General features: G+C 58.4%; 19 protein-coding genes. All 19 read right to left on the bottom strand.

The window, feature by feature from the left end; translation table 11 throughout:
- Positions 1–49: 49 nt before the first annotated feature.
- Entirely contained in the window at positions 50–634 is a 585-nt protein-coding gene (locus tag IGS51_RS16610; RefSeq protein ID WP_297079934.1) for a hypothetical protein, read from the bottom strand.
- Positions 631–1,152, bottom strand: a complete 522-nt coding sequence (locus IGS51_RS16615; RefSeq protein ID WP_297079935.1) for a phage major tail tube protein — start codon at positions 1,150–1,152, stop codon at positions 631–633. The genes IGS51_RS16610 and IGS51_RS16615 overlap by 4 nt, the downstream gene beginning before the upstream one ends.
- A gap of 13 nt (positions 1,153–1,165) precedes the next feature.
- A complete protein-coding gene (locus tag IGS51_RS16620; RefSeq protein WP_297079936.1) occupies positions 1,166–2,704 on the bottom strand; it encodes a phage tail sheath subtilisin-like domain-containing protein in 1,539 nt (512 codons plus the stop codon).
- The gene (locus tag IGS51_RS16625) at positions 2,705–2,926 is read right to left on the bottom strand and encodes a hypothetical protein (RefSeq protein WP_297079937.1); all 222 of its coding nucleotides are present in this window, start codon (positions 2,924–2,926) and stop codon (positions 2,705–2,707) included.
- A gap of 83 nt (positions 2,927–3,009) precedes the next feature.
- The gene (locus IGS51_RS16630) at positions 3,010–3,513 is read right to left on the bottom strand and encodes a Gp37 family protein (RefSeq protein WP_297079938.1); all 504 of its coding nucleotides are present in this window, start codon (positions 3,511–3,513) and stop codon (positions 3,010–3,012) included.
- Positions 3,510–3,929, bottom strand: coding sequence for a phage virion morphogenesis protein (locus IGS51_RS16635; RefSeq protein ID WP_297079939.1), 420 nt, complete (start codon positions 3,927–3,929; stop codon positions 3,510–3,512). The genes IGS51_RS16630 and IGS51_RS16635 overlap by 4 nt, the downstream gene beginning before the upstream one ends.
- Positions 3,926–4,333, bottom strand: a complete 408-nt coding sequence (locus tag IGS51_RS16640; protein WP_297079940.1) for a hypothetical protein — start codon at positions 4,331–4,333, stop codon at positions 3,926–3,928. Before IGS51_RS16640 ends, IGS51_RS16635 begins: the two co-directional genes overlap by 4 nt.
- On the bottom strand, positions 4,333–4,635 hold the full coding sequence (locus IGS51_RS16645; protein ID WP_297079941.1) for a hypothetical protein: 303 nt from the start codon (positions 4,633–4,635) through the stop codon (positions 4,333–4,335). Before IGS51_RS16645 ends, IGS51_RS16640 begins: the two co-directional genes overlap by 1 nt.
- A gap of 226 nt (positions 4,636–4,861) precedes the next feature.
- Positions 4,862–5,617, bottom strand: a complete 756-nt coding sequence (locus IGS51_RS16650) for a D-Ala-D-Ala carboxypeptidase family metallohydrolase (RefSeq protein ID WP_297079942.1) — start codon at positions 5,615–5,617, stop codon at positions 4,862–4,864.
- Positions 5,614–5,814 carry a hypothetical protein gene (locus tag IGS51_RS16655; protein ID WP_297079943.1) on the bottom strand — a complete coding sequence of 67 codons (201 nt, stop codon included), beginning with the start codon at positions 5,812–5,814 and terminating at the stop codon, positions 5,614–5,616. Before IGS51_RS16655 ends, IGS51_RS16650 begins: the two co-directional genes overlap by 4 nt.
- Entirely contained in the window at positions 5,814–6,224 is a 411-nt protein-coding gene (locus tag IGS51_RS16660; protein ID WP_297079944.1) for a hypothetical protein, read from the bottom strand. Before IGS51_RS16660 ends, IGS51_RS16655 begins: the two co-directional genes overlap by 1 nt.
- Positions 6,225–6,228: 4 nt before the next feature.
- Entirely contained in the window at positions 6,229–7,149 is a 921-nt protein-coding gene (locus tag IGS51_RS16665) for a major capsid family protein (RefSeq protein ID WP_297079945.1), read from the bottom strand.
- A 62-nt stretch (positions 7,150–7,211) separates the two neighbouring features.
- Positions 7,212–7,745, bottom strand: a complete 534-nt coding sequence (locus tag IGS51_RS16670; protein WP_297079946.1) for a hypothetical protein — start codon at positions 7,743–7,745, stop codon at positions 7,212–7,214.
- Positions 7,746–7,779: 34 nt separating this feature from the next.
- Entirely contained in the window at positions 7,780–9,258 is a 1,479-nt protein-coding gene (locus IGS51_RS16675; RefSeq protein ID WP_297079947.1) for a DUF2213 domain-containing protein, read from the bottom strand.
- Between the two features lie 170 nt (positions 9,259–9,428).
- Positions 9,429–10,352: a phage minor head protein gene (locus IGS51_RS16680; RefSeq protein ID WP_297079948.1), complete on the bottom strand. Its 924-nt coding sequence runs from the start codon at positions 10,350–10,352 to the stop codon at positions 9,429–9,431.
- Positions 10,353–10,441: 89 nt separating this feature from the next.
- Positions 10,442–11,956 carry a phage portal protein gene (locus IGS51_RS16685; RefSeq protein ID WP_297079949.1) on the bottom strand — a complete coding sequence of 505 codons (1,515 nt, stop codon included), beginning with the start codon at positions 11,954–11,956 and terminating at the stop codon, positions 10,442–10,444.
- Positions 11,899–12,291, bottom strand: coding sequence for a hypothetical protein (locus IGS51_RS16690; RefSeq protein ID WP_297079950.1), 393 nt, complete (start codon positions 12,289–12,291; stop codon positions 11,899–11,901). The genes IGS51_RS16685 and IGS51_RS16690 overlap by 58 nt, the downstream gene beginning before the upstream one ends.
- Positions 12,292–12,393: 102 nt before the next feature.
- The gene (locus IGS51_RS16695) at positions 12,394–13,734 is read right to left on the bottom strand and encodes a PBSX family phage terminase large subunit (RefSeq protein WP_297079951.1); all 1,341 of its coding nucleotides are present in this window, start codon (positions 13,732–13,734) and stop codon (positions 12,394–12,396) included.
- Entirely contained in the window at positions 13,715–14,278 is a 564-nt protein-coding gene (locus IGS51_RS16700) for a helix-turn-helix domain-containing protein (RefSeq protein ID WP_297079952.1), read from the bottom strand. Before IGS51_RS16700 ends, IGS51_RS16695 begins: the two co-directional genes overlap by 20 nt.
- Positions 14,279–14,514 lie beyond the last annotated feature (236 nt).

Below are 14,514 nucleotides of genomic sequence, written 5' to 3' on the forward strand. Positions count from 1 at the left end.
AGCGCCTTTAGCTCTCCAATGCCCCACCCCGTCTCTCGGCTGATGCCGATTATTTCTTGAGAGCTGGGGCAGCCGTGAAAAGCGCATTGAGGATCTGGTTGAGCTGGGCGATCGCCCTAAACCCCAGCCCTTCCGGTGGACTCTCCAGCAGCTGCGCCTCGGTTAATGGCTCCCCGTCAATCTCAAACATCTGAGTCATGACCCAGCGTGTTGCACCAAGCACCCCGCTCTTCTCACTAGCCCGCCGCTGAAACTCGAAGAACTTGCGCCCTAACAGCTTGCGACGATTCACCGATCGCCCATCCGCCAGAGTGATAGACTCACCCGCCTCAACGTCAGGAGAGAACAGCTTAGTGACTTCCGCGTTGAGGATCAGCACGTCCTCAAAATCCAGCCCATCCTCTAGCTGGTCAATCGTTAGGGGTTGCCCATCAAGCGTGAAGGCGTTGAGCAGTAGCCATTGGCTTGCAGAGTCTGCGCCTTTGGATGCCAGTTGCAGAAACTCCCAGTAGTCGCGCCCTGATAGCGGCAGTTCGGCGGCAACACCGCCAGACGGCAGAACGATCACGGTTTTGATTTCTGGCTCGGTGGGAGCGATCTCAGGGGCGATCGCCAAATCTGCGTTCTTACTCATGAGACCCCTAGGTTACGGCGGAAGTTTGCAAGCTGGTCTTGCCCGGCCACCCGATAAAGCGGGATATTCACATCCAGTTCCAAGATCTCGGAACCGTTGTACTGCTGCTTAATGTAGGTGACCTTGAACATGCTTTCATACTCTCCCGGCTCCCCTGGCGACAGGTTGCCCAGCGAGTTTTCTAAGAATCTGCCAGACATATCTACGGTCATCAGGCGATCGCCCAGCTTACCCGTTGCACCATACTCCGCAATGTTGCCCCGCACCTGTAGCTTTACGTCGGTGAACGGGTTGGCGGCGGCGATCGCCAGCGTCTCGTAAAAATCCGCCCAGGTGATCGTGCATTCCAGTGGCTCAATCCGTACCGGATACTCCGGCGTGCCAAACATGCCCAGCGCCTCATGTTCGACGGTCATCCACGTCACGGTCGGCAGTTCAATCTCGCGGACGTGCCCCGCCAGGCTCCGACCGTTGATCCAGCAAACTGCATCCTCAAAAACATTAGAAGTCAGCGCCATTTTTGTTAGTCTCCTACAGTCCTAGAGGTTGCAGCGCGGCGTTCACATTCTGGAGCAGGTTGATATTTACCCGGCTCTCAAACGTGATCCGCTCCAACGGCGGCGGCGGCATGATGTCAAGGTTGAACACTGCCTGTCCATTTGCCAGTTGCAACGCTGGGTTGCGTGCCGGTTCATAGAAGCAGCGTGAACCGGGAACCAGTGCCCCCCGCAAGATGAGCTGGCGAATAAACCCATTCACCGACTCGACGATCGCATCTAGTACGGCTGCGCTAATCGGCTGATCCAAAAATTGCAGCATTGAGTATTCGATCGACTCGTGCAGAATGTCGGTCGTGCGCTGAATGTTGATAAAGTTCAGCGCTGACGTATCCGACGGCCACGCCGCCGAACGGTTGCCCCACGTTCTCAAGCCCGTTCCGAAAGCGTTGAAGATGGTGACGATCCCGTTTTCGTTTAACAGGTTGGTTTGGGTGTCTGGGTCGTTAACGGCTGCGGTCAATTTGGTTTCAACCCCAGTGATACCCAGAATCTCTTTGTTAGACGGACTCCACCAGTAGCCAAAATCGCGATCGGTTTTCGCCATCACGCCCGCAAACCGTTGGCTGTAAGGCTCAAGCACGTCGCTATTGGTGATCGAGTCGCGGGCTTTGGGTCGGTTGAATAACAAAATGGCGCGGCGGCTGCTCGTGCCGAACACGTTGACTGGGGCTGTGCCTGCTCGACCGGCGATCGCCTGCGTGTAGGTAGCCCCAACCGGCGCGTCAATCAACGCCATCGCCCGCACGTTTTCAGCTTGCACCAGCATCTCAGCCTGAACCGCTGGCACTTCGCTAAAGCCGGGGCAAATCAGAATCTTGGGCGTGAAACCCAGCAGCGAGTACACATCCTGCATCGCTTTTAGTCCGGTGCGCTGCCCCCCGACCGTCACCGTGCCCACGATGTCGTCTGCGTCAATCAGCGAAGGATCGGCGTAGGTGTAGGTCACTCGCAGCTCTTGCCCGCTGGTGATCGCTCCATCTACGACACGGGTCAGCAGCCCCGTCACCACGTCGATCGTGTAATCGGTCGTCGCCACATAGGTTGTCGTGCCAGCAGCGTTGGTGACCGTGAATGTACCCGTCAGCCCTTCGGCAGTCGTACCAGCAACGATGGTTTGACTCGGAGCCGTGCCCGTCACTTTTCGCAACTGCACCTTGTCTTGCATTGCCCCGGTGGTTGGGAGCGTGTAGGCGATCGCCTGTGCAGTGGTCTTATGAACCGCAGGATCGAACACGTTGACCACCACCACCACGCCTGCACCGTGATCCAGCAAGGCATCCAGCGCCTGCGGGATTGTGAAGCCAGTAGCGCGATCGCCAAAAAACTGAATCGCCTGGCGATCGTCGCCAAGGATAAGTTGCGGCGTGTTGATCGTCTGATCTGCCGGAGCCACCTTGTACAGCGGAGCCGTTCCAATCAGCCCAATTACAGCCGACTTCACCTCACGGATCACCCGCGGCCCGTCGTTGATAACGATCGTCTCGACACCATGCAGAAAATTAGCTGCCATCTATGCGCCCTCCTTCTCTTTTCGCGGCGTGGATTTGGGCGCTGATGCAGGTTCTGCAACGGGCGACAGAATCTTGAACTCCAGCAGAGTCTTGGTATAGTCCCAGTCGGCAGGCAGCTCCACCGTCGTATTGGGGTGGAGCAGAACCGTTTTCGGGGTTTCCTCCGGCCCGCTCGGCAGGGTCACAGCCGACAGCGGGCCAGTGTAAAAATATTTAGCCATTAGGGTCGGGGTTTAGCGCTGGCTTAGCGTTCCCAGCTATTGTTGGAGGGCGACTGAGTTTAATAATCCCTCTAGCCGCTATTTTACTCCACGACCAGATCCGGCTCTACTATCGTTTCGTAGACCTCGGTTTCAAAGATCGCCCGCCTCAGAAGCGCGATCGCCCCTTCCTCGTCCCCATGCTCAACAATCAGGCGCGGCGCGATAAAGGTCATGTCCACCCGCCAGTTGCCACGGGGATCTAGTCCTTGCATCTCGTAATTTGAGAGGTACATTTTGCCCGCGCCGTCGGGTCTGTAGCCAATCAACAAGCGGGCGATCGCCTCCACAAAATCCTGTACACCCCGCTCCCCTCGAAACTCGCGCAGGGTGATTTGCAGCATCCACTCGTCAAGGACGCGCTGATTATATTGTCCAAGCGTACTCGGCGGCTCTGCTCGCCCAAGGCGACACATCAGCAGCACCTCGCCGTTGCCTGTTATCTCGCCCAGCTCAGCAGGACGATTCGGCACAGCCCGCACCGCTACACTGACCGATCGCAGTGGGGACAGGCGATTGATGATGCTCTGCTCAATTTCAGGTTTCACAGCCCCAAATGCTCCTCAATAATCTGGCGAATCTTCGGCGCGTCATCAGAGCCAAAGCCTAGGAATCGCCGCTGTGCCATCCGGCTTGTGCCCGTCTGGTGATAGATGCCGTAATCCACGCCCTCGGAGGCGATCGCCACGCTCTCATTCGTTGCAGGCTGTGCGGCAATACTGCCAGCCAGCGCCCCAGTTTCTCGCAGGATTGCCCGCGTCCGCTTACGCTTGAGTGTTGAAGGTCGCAGCCCTGCCCATGCAGCCCCGTCGGGGTCGCGTTGCGCCGCAAAGTTTTGCTTGGTTTTGCGCTCCATGTATGCCCCGGCTCTGGTCAGTGCAGGGCGAAGGTTCTCTGTTTTTTGCAGCAGCTCAGCCAGGCGATCGCCCGTTCCTAAATCCTTGATCTCAATCTTGATGGTCACGCTTGATTCCCCCAAGTAGAGCGGGCAACAAAGTAGCCCTTGATCGGTGCGCCGAGTGCGGGCGTGATGCCGAATGCGCTGGGCGTGCTGCCTTCCAGGAAAAACTCGCCTTCCTGATTGGGCACAACGCCGCCTGGATCGACGATGACGATTTGCGCCCGCGCCCCTGGAATGATGGACGATGGCAGCGCGTCAGGCTCAGCGATGCGCCCCTCCATCGTGATCCGGTTGTCGCTGCTGCCCGCCGGGTCACGGGCGATCGCACTCGACTTACTCGCCCTGAGATAGCACTGCACCTCAAGCGGTTCAGTGGTGGCGATCGCATTGCCAAGGTCGTCGGTGTCAAGCGGCGAGACCGGAACCTGGAATGTGAGATAGGCGTTTACGGGGAATGGAGTAGCCATCAGCTCTTTAGCCTATCGAGTAACTGAGTAGCGATCATGCTTGCCCCGGATGCCCCCAGCGCCCATTCCAAAAACGTCTCAGGCAGAGCGAATGAGCCACCCTGCCACTCCAGGCGCAGCCCAGCCAGGATAATCACCAGTGAGAAGCCTGCAAACCCCAACAGCGCCGCGCCAATCGTGTCGATACTGCGCCTGTTTTGGCGGATGTGCTGGGCGATCGCCTGCTGCTGTTCAGCATTGAGCGATCGCTCCAGTTCGAGCGCCTGCTCTAGCACCTCAATCCTCTTCAGCAGTTCGTCCACGCTCTACCTCCCTTGCGCCCGCCTCGGCTTCGGCGATCGCACTTCGACTGTACCCCCCCCTGCCACCAAGTTCTCCTCAAGATCGGAATAGATGGACGGACAAGGATGCGAGCTTCATCCCCTCAATCGACGCGGGGTGTCCATGTATCCCGACGCTGAACGGAGTACAGTTACAGCGCGGGACTTATAGCCCCCCGAACCCCCCGCTAGTCACGTCGTTCGAGCATCAGAATCCCCACTTACGTTTTCCGCCGATATCGAGGTGCAAGATATGGCGACGATTGCCGGGATAGATGCCCAAGCCCCCCGGCCACCATTGCACCAGCCGATTAGCAAGCTGCGCTCCGCTGAAGCCCTCAACCGCAATATCGACCGCACCCCCGCCCAAATGCTGGCTGAACTTTGCGCCGCCTGCGTTGGAGTTAAACGGCTCCGGGCGATACCAGGACGTGACCCGGAACGGTTTGCCGATCTCGTTGCGGGCTTTTTGGAGGGCGATCGCCAGCCGGATAATATTTTGCTCGTGTGCAGCCTTCTGAACCGAGCGAGTCCCCCCGTGAGTCGCCTCACCCCAGGAAAATGAGCCGCCCGCGACAATGGGCTGATCAGTGTAGACTGTTGCTCCGCTGGGCAGCCTTAACCGTTTACCCGTATAGTTCGGGGTTTTTGATAGAGCGCGATCGCCTGTCCCCTCATCCACCTCTGGCGCAGGAAACAGCAGCGCATCGCCGTCCATCACCGCCACATGGCGCTGATAGGCGTACCAAGCTCTCTTGCTGGATAGCGGTGTGGATAGCTGCACCAGCACATGGACGGTCACGTCGTCGCCTGCACTTTCCGGCCCAGAGCCGTACCCGGTGATCGATAGGGACTTACCCTTTTCGATGAAAAGCCTTGCGCTGCTGTGCAGCTCGGAAGATTGGCGCGGCGCTTGCTTAAGCCAGGTGTCTTGCAAAATCTGAAGCGTTAGCGTTTTTGTCATCGACTGGCTACGCCTATCGTGTGGTTGGCTTGTCCGATGCAGGCTTGCATCAGTTGCGCCTCTCCCTCGGCGCAACTGCATTCGGGATAACTGGAATCGCAGGGCGGATTTTTTGCGATCGCCCGCACAATTAAAAACACCCCCGCCAGTGCGGTGGCAATCAGCGCGAATCGGGCGAATGGGTTCAGGCTCTGCATCAGGTTTTTCGACGGATTTTCTTAACTGGTTCAGCGTCGAGACTGGGGTTTGCGATGCCCCTAGACAGCGAGGGAGAATCTTCGCCTGGAGGGGCGATCGCCTCATTTCGCGCAGGTGCGATACCGCTCTGGACTGCCTCGACAATCGGCATCGGCTGACCCGTCCTCTTGTCCTCGATCACGTTGAAGCCTGCCAGCTCTCCCTCGCTTTCGGGCGCGGAGATCAGCGGCTCGATCGTGCCGTCTTGCAGCAGCGCTTTAACGACTGGATGGAGAGCGATCGCCCTCCACTGCTCGTCGGTCACGCCCAAATTTACCCCACCGATGAGGGTGAGGCGGGCGATCGCCCCCGACGCTGCCACGTAGTCGATCGTGAAAGAGTTAGGCTGGTTGTAGCGGATTGCGGGCATGGGCTTAGATCCCGCTAGCGTAGCGGAGCGAAAGGGGCTTGTTAACCTGCACGCCGCCAGAGCGCATCCGGCAGGGGACGCGATAGCTGAAGTTGCGAACCTGCACAGGCTCCATCGTGAAGTCGAGAGGCATGTGCAGCTTTACCTTGTCTTGGCGCTTGGTGTAGCTGATCATCAGATCGGTTCCGCCTGCGCCCTTGCCTGCCAGGTATGCCACGGGCAGCACGGTCTGCACGCCCTGCGGAGTCATTCGCTGAGTCTTCAAAAAGAAGCTCAGAATCGTATCACTGGCATCGGCGGCGGGATAGGGCGTGCCAGCAATGAGATCGAATTGGGCGATCGGCAGGATGATCACCTGTGGGTTTTCAACGCCATTGGTCGCGATTCGGGTGGCAGATGCAAAGTTTCGCAAATCCCGATAGACCTGTTCTGGGGTTTTTGTACTCCAGGTCGTCGTTGTACCTGTGCCGTCGTTGGGGATGGTGTAGCTGGGCACGTTGGGATGGTTGATCATCCCCAGCAGGTTAAAGTTTGAGTCGCCATCGTAGCCCGTCAGGTCGTACTTGGTTTCAAGTACCTCACGAGCGGCGATCGCCATCTGAGCATCTAGGCTCATTCCGGCAAACTCGGCCGACTCCATATCCTCGACGGTGTACTCATAGCCATTAACGAACGTCCGCACAAAGCCAGAGCGCTTCTCGGCGTATGCGTTGACCAAGGGGATGTCGTCAGCCCCATTGGCAAGAACCGCAGCCTCGCCCAAAAGCGTCAGGATTCGATAGGCGTAGGTTTCAGCTCCTCGTGGAATCTCGGTACTGATATTAAGGATTGTCCCAGCCGCCATCAGCTTCTCTGGGAAATCCTGCTCTACTACCTGCTGCTGCACGTATTCAAGCTGATCGCGGATAAACAAAGTGGACGGCATTTCAGGGACTCCAAAGGACGAAATTCAGGAGAAATTCAGGAAGCACCACGCAGGACGCGAGGCTAAGGACGCAGCTCAAGCACGGCGATTCCGGCGGCGGTTGTGCGATATGCCCAGCGGGCGATCGCGCTCAGGTCGGTGGTTTCAGATGCAACCGAGGCGTTGCGGAATGCGCCCAGGATTCGACCGCTGCCAGTGGTTGTGTTGAACGTGATGTGTACTGGGTCATCCAAGTCAACGGCCGTCTCGGCGACGACCCAAATCTTTCCTTTTGTGACTACGGTGATGTCGTCACCAATGGCGTAGGTTGCGACCTGCGGGCTGACGAGCGTCGTTAGTCCGGGCGTGTCGCCCGTGACCTGCTTATGGGTGTACTGGGCAACGCCCAAGAAGTTGCTAAGGTTGGCGATCGCCGCTGCTGCATAGCCAACACGGGGGCGACTGTTCGCGCCAACTGCGTCGTTAAACACAAGCCCGCGCCCAAAGTGGGCGACGGCGTTGCTAAAGGCGGTGATTTTTTCGTGTAAGCCCATGCCATAGGGCTGCCCTGCGAGGGCAACATCATGGGAAAACGGGTAAGTGGTTTGAATCGGCATCGTTGGAGAGGGGTTAGGGGTCAGGGGTCAGGGGTCAGCGAGTCATCGCGGGCGTACCGGGCATTGCTCGGCTCTTGCGCCGCGCTGTCATGGGATTCTCTTTGCCCTTGCCGTAACCCCCCATGTCATTGCGGGTCACGATGTCGATCACGCCTGCCAGTTCACTCGTGCTATCGACGCGGGCTTGCTCCGGTGCGGGCTTCAGCGCTTCCCACAGCCCAGAGATGAATTCAGGGGTGGCAGAGTCGAGGCGATCGCGCAATTCCGGCTTAATCTTGACCAGGTAATCCTTTCTGACCTCGGCTGCATCGCGCTTGTAGTCAGGCTGGAAGCTGGAGTCGTCGCGGCGGAAAGTGGGCAGCACCAGTGCCCAAACGTCCATGCGCTCTTGGATGGCAGAGGCGATCGCCTCCTCGTCCATCCGCACCGACTGCGCCTCATCCAGTCGCGTTTGCAACCCGGTTGCCTTGCCCTCGGCAGCGTCCGCCCGCGCCTTTTCGGCTGCGGTTTCAGACTTGACTTGCTCTAGCTCGGTCTTGGCTGCACTCAGTTCAGCTTTAGCGGTTTCTTCAGACTGAGAGAGGAGGGCGATCGCCTCGCTCAAGGCGCTAGCATCCTCGCCATCCACGTTAAAAATGCGCTTACCAATCAGGATTTGGGTCACGTTGCTGCCTCCATCAATTCGGATACGGTTGTCGTCTGCCCATTGGCGTGCGGTGTCGGGCAGTCCATCAGTCCAGCCGTGCCGCTTGGCAATTTGAATAATCTTGCGTCGGATGCTGTCAGGGTTCCCGGTGCCCGTTTGCCCCGCCAGTCCCCATGCGTCGCCCACGTCGTCGCGTGAGGCGATCGGATAGGAGTTTTTCGGGCCCGCAAACCCGCCCTTGATTTCTCCGCGCTTGAGGCGATCGCGCTTGTTCGCTGTCCACGCCGCGTCATATCGGCTCTCGGTGCGCCCGCTGCCTCGGTGAATGTCCTGGTCAACCTGAAACAGCACGTCGTCGTCGGCTGCGTCGAAATGCAGGCGCACCGATTCGCCAGCCCGCCCCTTAGGGACGATCGCTAGATGGTTGCCGTAGCGGTCTTTTTGGTAAAGCTTGCCGTCGTCGCCTTTCTCAATGCGAACGCTGTAGCCTGCTGAAACTTCGCGGGCTGTGCCGTCTTTGATGGCGGCGATCGCCTCGGAATCCGCCACGGTGAACAGCACGTCAACTAAGCCAGCATCTTGACGGGCAATCACTTTGCTGCCACTCATGCCGACAGCGTATTTTTTGAAGTTGGCAGGGGTGACGGGTTCGGGCGGATGTCGCAGGGTGACAGGTGCGGTGGCGATCGAATCCAGCCAAGTGGGGGCGAATAGCTCGTCAGCAGTTAGGGTTTCAGTGCGATCGCTCCCATCCGCCTGGCGGTAGGTCAGATCCCCGACGCGGCTGATCGTCGCCATGATCCGCAGTCTGCCGTCTGGCAGTTCTTCCCAATTGGCGATCGGCGCTGAATCAAATCGAAAGCTCATAAGCCAGGAAACTCGCTCTGGTGAGCGTTCCCGACGCAATAAAAAACCCCCGACCGGAGCCGGGGTGAGTCATGTGTGGGTGAAAGCGTCAGCGTGTCGCTTTTGAGGCGAGGGCGATCGCTGATTCGATTGTATCAAGTGGACGCTGAAGGAGCAGAAACAGCAGCGGTTCAAGGAACCCATACCGCCTCCGGCGCTCTCTCCAATCCTGCTGCCCGCTCAAACGGCGTTGCGCCATAGTCAGGCACTTTGCCGTCGGCTACCAGCTCGACCATGACCTGCTGCCGGTAGTCGCGGGCGAATTCATCGTCAGTCAGCCCTAGCCCTTGCCATTGCATGCCCCAAGGGATTACCATGCATCGGCAAAACGGGTGAGCCGGCACGATCGCATCCCTGATCCGATAAACCCGCATGTTCCGCGCAGCGCAGACTCTGCACAGGCTTTCAGCAGGCGTGATGACCCATTGCACAAACTCAATCCCGGCGTTGACGTAGCGAACCATTGCGCCCCAGTTGAACGCGCTCATGATTTCAGTACGGGCGATCGCCTCTGCCTTACCTTTAGTGATGCCCAGCTCCCGCCGCAGGATGCCCGCCGTTCGTGTTGAACCCCATCCTTGAATTAGCGACTGTGAGACAACCGCACTAGCCCGCTGTCGGAACTCCTCTGAGTGATTCCGCAAGCGCTGCACCGATTCTTTGGATCGCTGGGCAACGACATCGAGCGGAATGCCCGCGAAGGGACGCATGGCAGACTCAGGGCGCACCGCTTGCAATAGCTCAGCAGCGAGGCGATCGCCCTCCACCCCCGCCTCACTCAGCACCCGCTCCAATGCCCGCTCATATTCGCCCGCATTCTCAGGGTTGACGAGCTGCATCACCGCCGCCAGATCATTGACCAGCACCGCAGCCCGTTGCGCCCCCAGGATATCGCCCCCAGACTGTTGCAGTACCTGAAGGCGATCGAGTAACTGGGTTTCCATCGCCCGATAGGAAATGTTAAGCGCTGCGTCCAGATCGGCGATCGCCCCTTTACCCAGTCGATCCAGCAGGCTCTCGTACTCGCGTACTACCTTGAGGTCATCGGTGTTCATGCGCCCACACCAGGATGAAGGCGATCGCACTCAACAGCAGCGCCGTAAAGCCTCCCAGTGTCAACGCCCAACCAATCTCAATCAACACTTCACCAATCTGTTGCATCTGCCCTAGTGCGGGTGTCCTCTTCAAACTCTAGCTCAAGCTGTTCGGCAAAGCCGTCGGCTCTGTATCCTGCTGCCTGGTAGTATGCCTGTTTGGGAATGAGACGGGCGATCGCATCCTCTCGCACCTGCTCCACTGGCACAAGCGGAAGCTCTCCTTCCAGGTTGATCTGCTGCCCGTACTCCGACTGCCCAAAGCGGCTGTTTCTCACCTCGGCAGGCATCAGCACCCCAGCGCCCATATATGCCACGTCGGTTTTGGCGTTGAGGTCGGCAAGCTGGGCGATCTCAAGCTGGGTCTGCTGCAGGGTCGATGTCCAGGTAAAACCCAGATCGTCGGGATAGCGCCCGATTCCGCCCTCTCGCTGAGCTAATAGATAGCGCCCTGCCAGCAATAAATTGTCCTGCCAGCAATCGACTTGGTAGGAGTTGATGCAGTCTGCCCACTCGTAGCGATCGCTCTGCCCCGATTCAGAGAATGCGCCCGACAATGAGCCGCTGAACAGCTTCGAGCGGGGCATCTCAGCAGCAGCGATAAACGCATCCTGCAACTCCCGGATAATGTCGCGCACCCCGGCAAAGTTGCGACTGATAAAGCTGGCATCTTCGTTCTCAGCGTCCATCATCAATCCCTTGATGGTACTCATGCCCATCTGGATCGAGGTGAATCGCTTGAGCAGGGCTTCGGTGTTGCCCTGAGCTACAAGCTGGGACAGTCCCTTGAGCTTATAGCTGAACACATTGTAATCCTGCGTCATGGCCGCGCTGGCGGCGATCGCACTCTCATACCGATTGAGTGCATCGAACAATGCCTGAATCACGCTATCGTGATAGCCCCCGGTTTCGGCTAGCAGCTCCTCTGGCAGCCATTTTCCCCAGAACCGCAGCACCCGGCTACCGTGGATGCGCCTGGGTAGCTCGTGCCCGTCCTTCTGCTGGCGGGTTTGGGTGAATAGGTAGTAGGTCGGATCGCTGTAGATCCCGGTCGTGCCGTCGGGTTGCAGGTTGTAGCGACTCAGGCAGCGGGCAAAGCGCACCGAGCGGATCGCATTGATGTCTACAGGCTCCTCAAACGGAAGTCCATCATCAATGCCCAGCACGATATAGCCGTCGCCATAGAGCCGCCCAAGGGTGCCCGCTTCGACAAAGGCAGAGCGGATTTTGAGGCGATCGCACTCACCCTCAAGCAACTGCTCATTGCCATCAGCTTTCCACTGCCCCCACTTTTTCGCAGAGTCAGCAGGCAGCAGCGACACAGCTTTTTCAATCAGCCGGGAACTGCGGTAGAGCGATTCGAGTTCGCGCTTTTCTAGCCGCTGGGTGGCGAGGTTGATTCCAGTGTGGGAGAGGCGATCGCGCCCAGTGCCCAGCCCGGTGTAATTGTTGCCCAGACTGGAGTACGCATCAAGCAATGCCCCATCGTCTCGAAACTCTGCAACCATTAGCCCACTAGGATCGCCATCGTCGGCGTGTACAGGCTGTCGTTTTTGCAGCCACACAATTTATTCAGCGCGTCCTGCGCGCCATAGCCCTCTGGCACGACCAGATCGTTCGCCAGGTCGTAGGCAAGCTGCTCCTCTAGCAGCGACTGGATCATTGTCGTAAGGTTCGTGAACTTCGCGCCGTCCGCCGCTTCGATCGTCTGGTCGGGGCGGTTGCGCTGGAGCTGCCTGGCTGCCACATAGTAGGGGCGGTAAGTCGTGCCCAGTGCGCCCTGCCCTGCTGAGTCGGCTAAGTTCTGCTCAATCAGTACGGCTTTGAGCGGGGTAGTGATTCCGGTGAGGTCAATCACCAGTTGCTTGCTTTGTGCTAGGTCGCTGTAGTCGTAAGCCATTTAGGGGGCGATCGCGCTTCTCTGGCAGCGTTCCCACCAAGGCGATCGCCCGCGAGGTTGGAGAATGCGGCGAATTTTGTTCAACGTTCATAGCGATCGCCCCTAGACAACCCCCAACCAGCCTGTGTTTCTAGCCTCAATTAGTGGGGCGCACCCATAGCGGATCGCGTCCATCAGGTGGTCTTGTCCCGGCTGCACCGCTGGCAGCACTTCGCCTGTATAGCGATCGGTCTTGTACCGCCACAGCCGCGCCTCCTCTGCGGTCTTGGTGCAGCGGGGGTGAATCACGATCTTGTTCAGGCTCCGCAAGAATGCAATTCCGTCTTCGACGCTGCCCGGCCACTTTCGGCACGGCTCACAGTAGTCGATTCCATGCCGCCTGAGGTAGGCGATCGACTCAGGACGTGAGTTGTCAGCTTTCACAGGATGGCGATCGCACTCTGGGACATCCGCTTTCCACCGGGCGGGCATGTCGTCGAGTTCGAGGGCGATCGCCCAGCTCTCATGCTCAACGTACAGCGTCCCGGAGCCGTGCGCCGCGTCCCCGTCGAACCAGCAGCGCACCAGGGTAGACGGATCTTGAGCGAATCCGAAGTCAGCCCCATAGTACGGCCCGCCCCAATGCTCCTGAGGCTCGAACTCGTCAACGACCCATTTACCGTGCAGAATCTGCGCGTCGGACTGCTCCCAAAAACCGCCCTCCCAGACGTGCTGATAGGCAGCTTGATCCGTGCGCTGCATGGCGCGGCGCTCTTCGTCGAGGACTGCTGGAAACCAGGGGTTCCGATCCCAATTGACTTTTTGGACGTAAGCGCGATCGCGCCCTTTGACTACCAGTTCTTGATAGACCACATCCGTCTCATTCAGCGGGTTGAACGTCACCCAAATTTCGGAGTTTGGTTCTCTAATTGTGGGGATAAGAATCTGCCAAGATTCGGCGCTAATTGTTTGCGCTTCCTCAATCCAGCAGTGAGTTAGGGCGCTAGTCGATTTGATGGATTGAACGTTATGGCGAACGCCCTTGAAAATGAACTCGCTGCCGTTAGTGCCCAGGATGCGATCGCGCTGCACCCAATACCGTGATCCCAGTCCCAGCGCATCAATTCGCTCCCTCAGTAGGTGGTGTACCGAGTCTTTGATCGACACCTGAAACTCGCGGGCACATAGCACCCGGATTTTTCGCTGAATGCCGGTGAGCAGTAATGCGTCAGCAGCGGCGTACGACTTCCCAGATCCCCTCCCGCCCCATAGACACTTGTAGCGGGAGGGCTGCATCAATGGCTTAGCCCAGCTTGCCAGGTGCAGGCTGATCAGTGCGTCGATGTCGATGCGATCGCCCTCTTGTGCCCGCACCTCTGGCAGCCGTCGAGCAATGTGGCGGCGCATTCGCTCTCGCCCAAGTTCAACCAAGAGCGATCGCGTACTACTCTTCTTGAATGCCACTTACGCGCTCCGCCAACTCTCCAAGTCCTAACAGCTCCGCTTCAATATCGCACGCAGCCTTGACCAGTTCCGCACCCCACTTGCCAAGGGCGATCGCATCGGCTGGCTTGAATGCCTCAGAAGGAAGGTCGCGGATTCTGTTAGATGCCTTAACAATGGCGTTGAAGCCCGTTACCTTGATGGTTTTGGCAGCTTTTGAAAGCCACTCCACATGTTCGTCTAGTTGTTCTGTCCACTCATCGAGTTCTGGGATGCTTTGGGCGATCGCCGCTTCCCTGATCTCGATGTGCTCATCAGCGCGATCGCCCAGTTCCTTGCGCCGTTTCATCTCAAGCTGAAAGGCTTGGGCGCATTTCCAGCGCTGGATTGTCTTTGTGGACACGCCGATCTCGGCGGCGACCTGTTTATGAGTTTTGCCGGACAGCAGCAAGGCGATCGCATTTCGCTGTCCTGCACTCAGGGCAATGGCTTCAGGCATGAGGACGCGAATACAGACAGAGTGGACATGGGCGGACAGTTCCAGCGTACACGCGATCGCCCCCATTGCGCTGCGTCAATCCACGCAAACTGCGCCGCGACAATAAGACTGGGGTGTGCAGCCGTTGCCAGCCCCGTATGCAAAAAAACGCAAAGTATAGGCGTTTCGGACAATAAAAAAAGCGTCACCATGACGCTTTTGGACGGCTAGGAGTGAACCGAAATCTATGGGACGCGCTGAGATGGAACGTCGATCGCCCCTGCCCGCCCAAACCCTCGCCCTCTACCCCGTGCAGCCTCAAC

Origin of the sequence: Thermoleptolyngbya sp. M55_K2018_002 (genome assembly GCF_015295965.1) — a bacterium.
In the GTDB taxonomy this organism is placed as follows: Bacteria; Cyanobacteriota; Cyanobacteriia; order Elainellales; family Elainellaceae; genus Thermoleptolyngbya; species Thermoleptolyngbya sichuanensis.

Coding starts and splice junctions, on each gene's coding strand:
- IGS51_RS16650 (WP_297079942.1), bottom strand. CDS start 5,617: ATGACAAAAACGCTAACGCTTCAGATTTTGCAAGACACCTGGCTTAAG.
- IGS51_RS16615 (WP_297079935.1), bottom strand. CDS start 1,152: ATGGCGCTGACTTCTAATGTTTTTGAGGATGCAGTTTGCTGGATCAAC.
- IGS51_RS16640 (WP_297079940.1), bottom strand. CDS start 4,333: ATGGCTACTCCATTCCCCGTAAACGCCTATCTCACATTCCAGGTTCCG.
- IGS51_RS16610 (WP_297079934.1), bottom strand. CDS start 634: ATGAGTAAGAACGCAGATTTGGCGATCGCCCCTGAGATCGCTCCCACC.
- IGS51_RS16700 (WP_297079952.1), bottom strand. CDS start 14,278: ATGGGGGCGATCGCGTGTACGCTGGAACTGTCCGCCCATGTCCACTCT.
- IGS51_RS16675 (WP_297079947.1), bottom strand. CDS start 9,258: ATGAGCTTTCGATTTGATTCAGCGCCGATCGCCAATTGGGAAGAACTG.
- IGS51_RS16660 (WP_297079944.1), bottom strand. CDS start 6,224: ATGCCCGCAATCCGCTACAACCAGCCTAACTCTTTCACGATCGACTAC.
- IGS51_RS16620 (WP_297079936.1), bottom strand. CDS start 2,704: ATGGCAGCTAATTTTCTGCATGGTGTCGAGACGATCGTTATCAACGAC.
- IGS51_RS16655 (WP_297079943.1), bottom strand. CDS start 5,814: ATGCAGAGCCTGAACCCATTCGCCCGATTCGCGCTGATTGCCACCGCA.
- IGS51_RS16670 (WP_297079946.1), bottom strand. CDS start 7,745: ATGCCGATTCAAACCACTTACCCGTTTTCCCATGATGTTGCCCTCGCA.
- IGS51_RS16665 (WP_297079945.1), bottom strand. CDS start 7,149: ATGCCGTCCACTTTGTTTATCCGCGATCAGCTTGAATACGTGCAGCAG.
- IGS51_RS16680 (WP_297079948.1), bottom strand. CDS start 10,352: ATGAACACCGATGACCTCAAGGTAGTACGCGAGTACGAGAGCCTGCTG.
- IGS51_RS16625 (WP_297079937.1), bottom strand. CDS start 2,926: ATGGCTAAATATTTTTACACTGGCCCGCTGTCGGCTGTGACCCTGCCG.
- IGS51_RS16690 (WP_297079950.1), bottom strand. CDS start 12,291: ATGGCTTACGACTACAGCGACCTAGCACAAAGCAAGCAACTGGTGATT.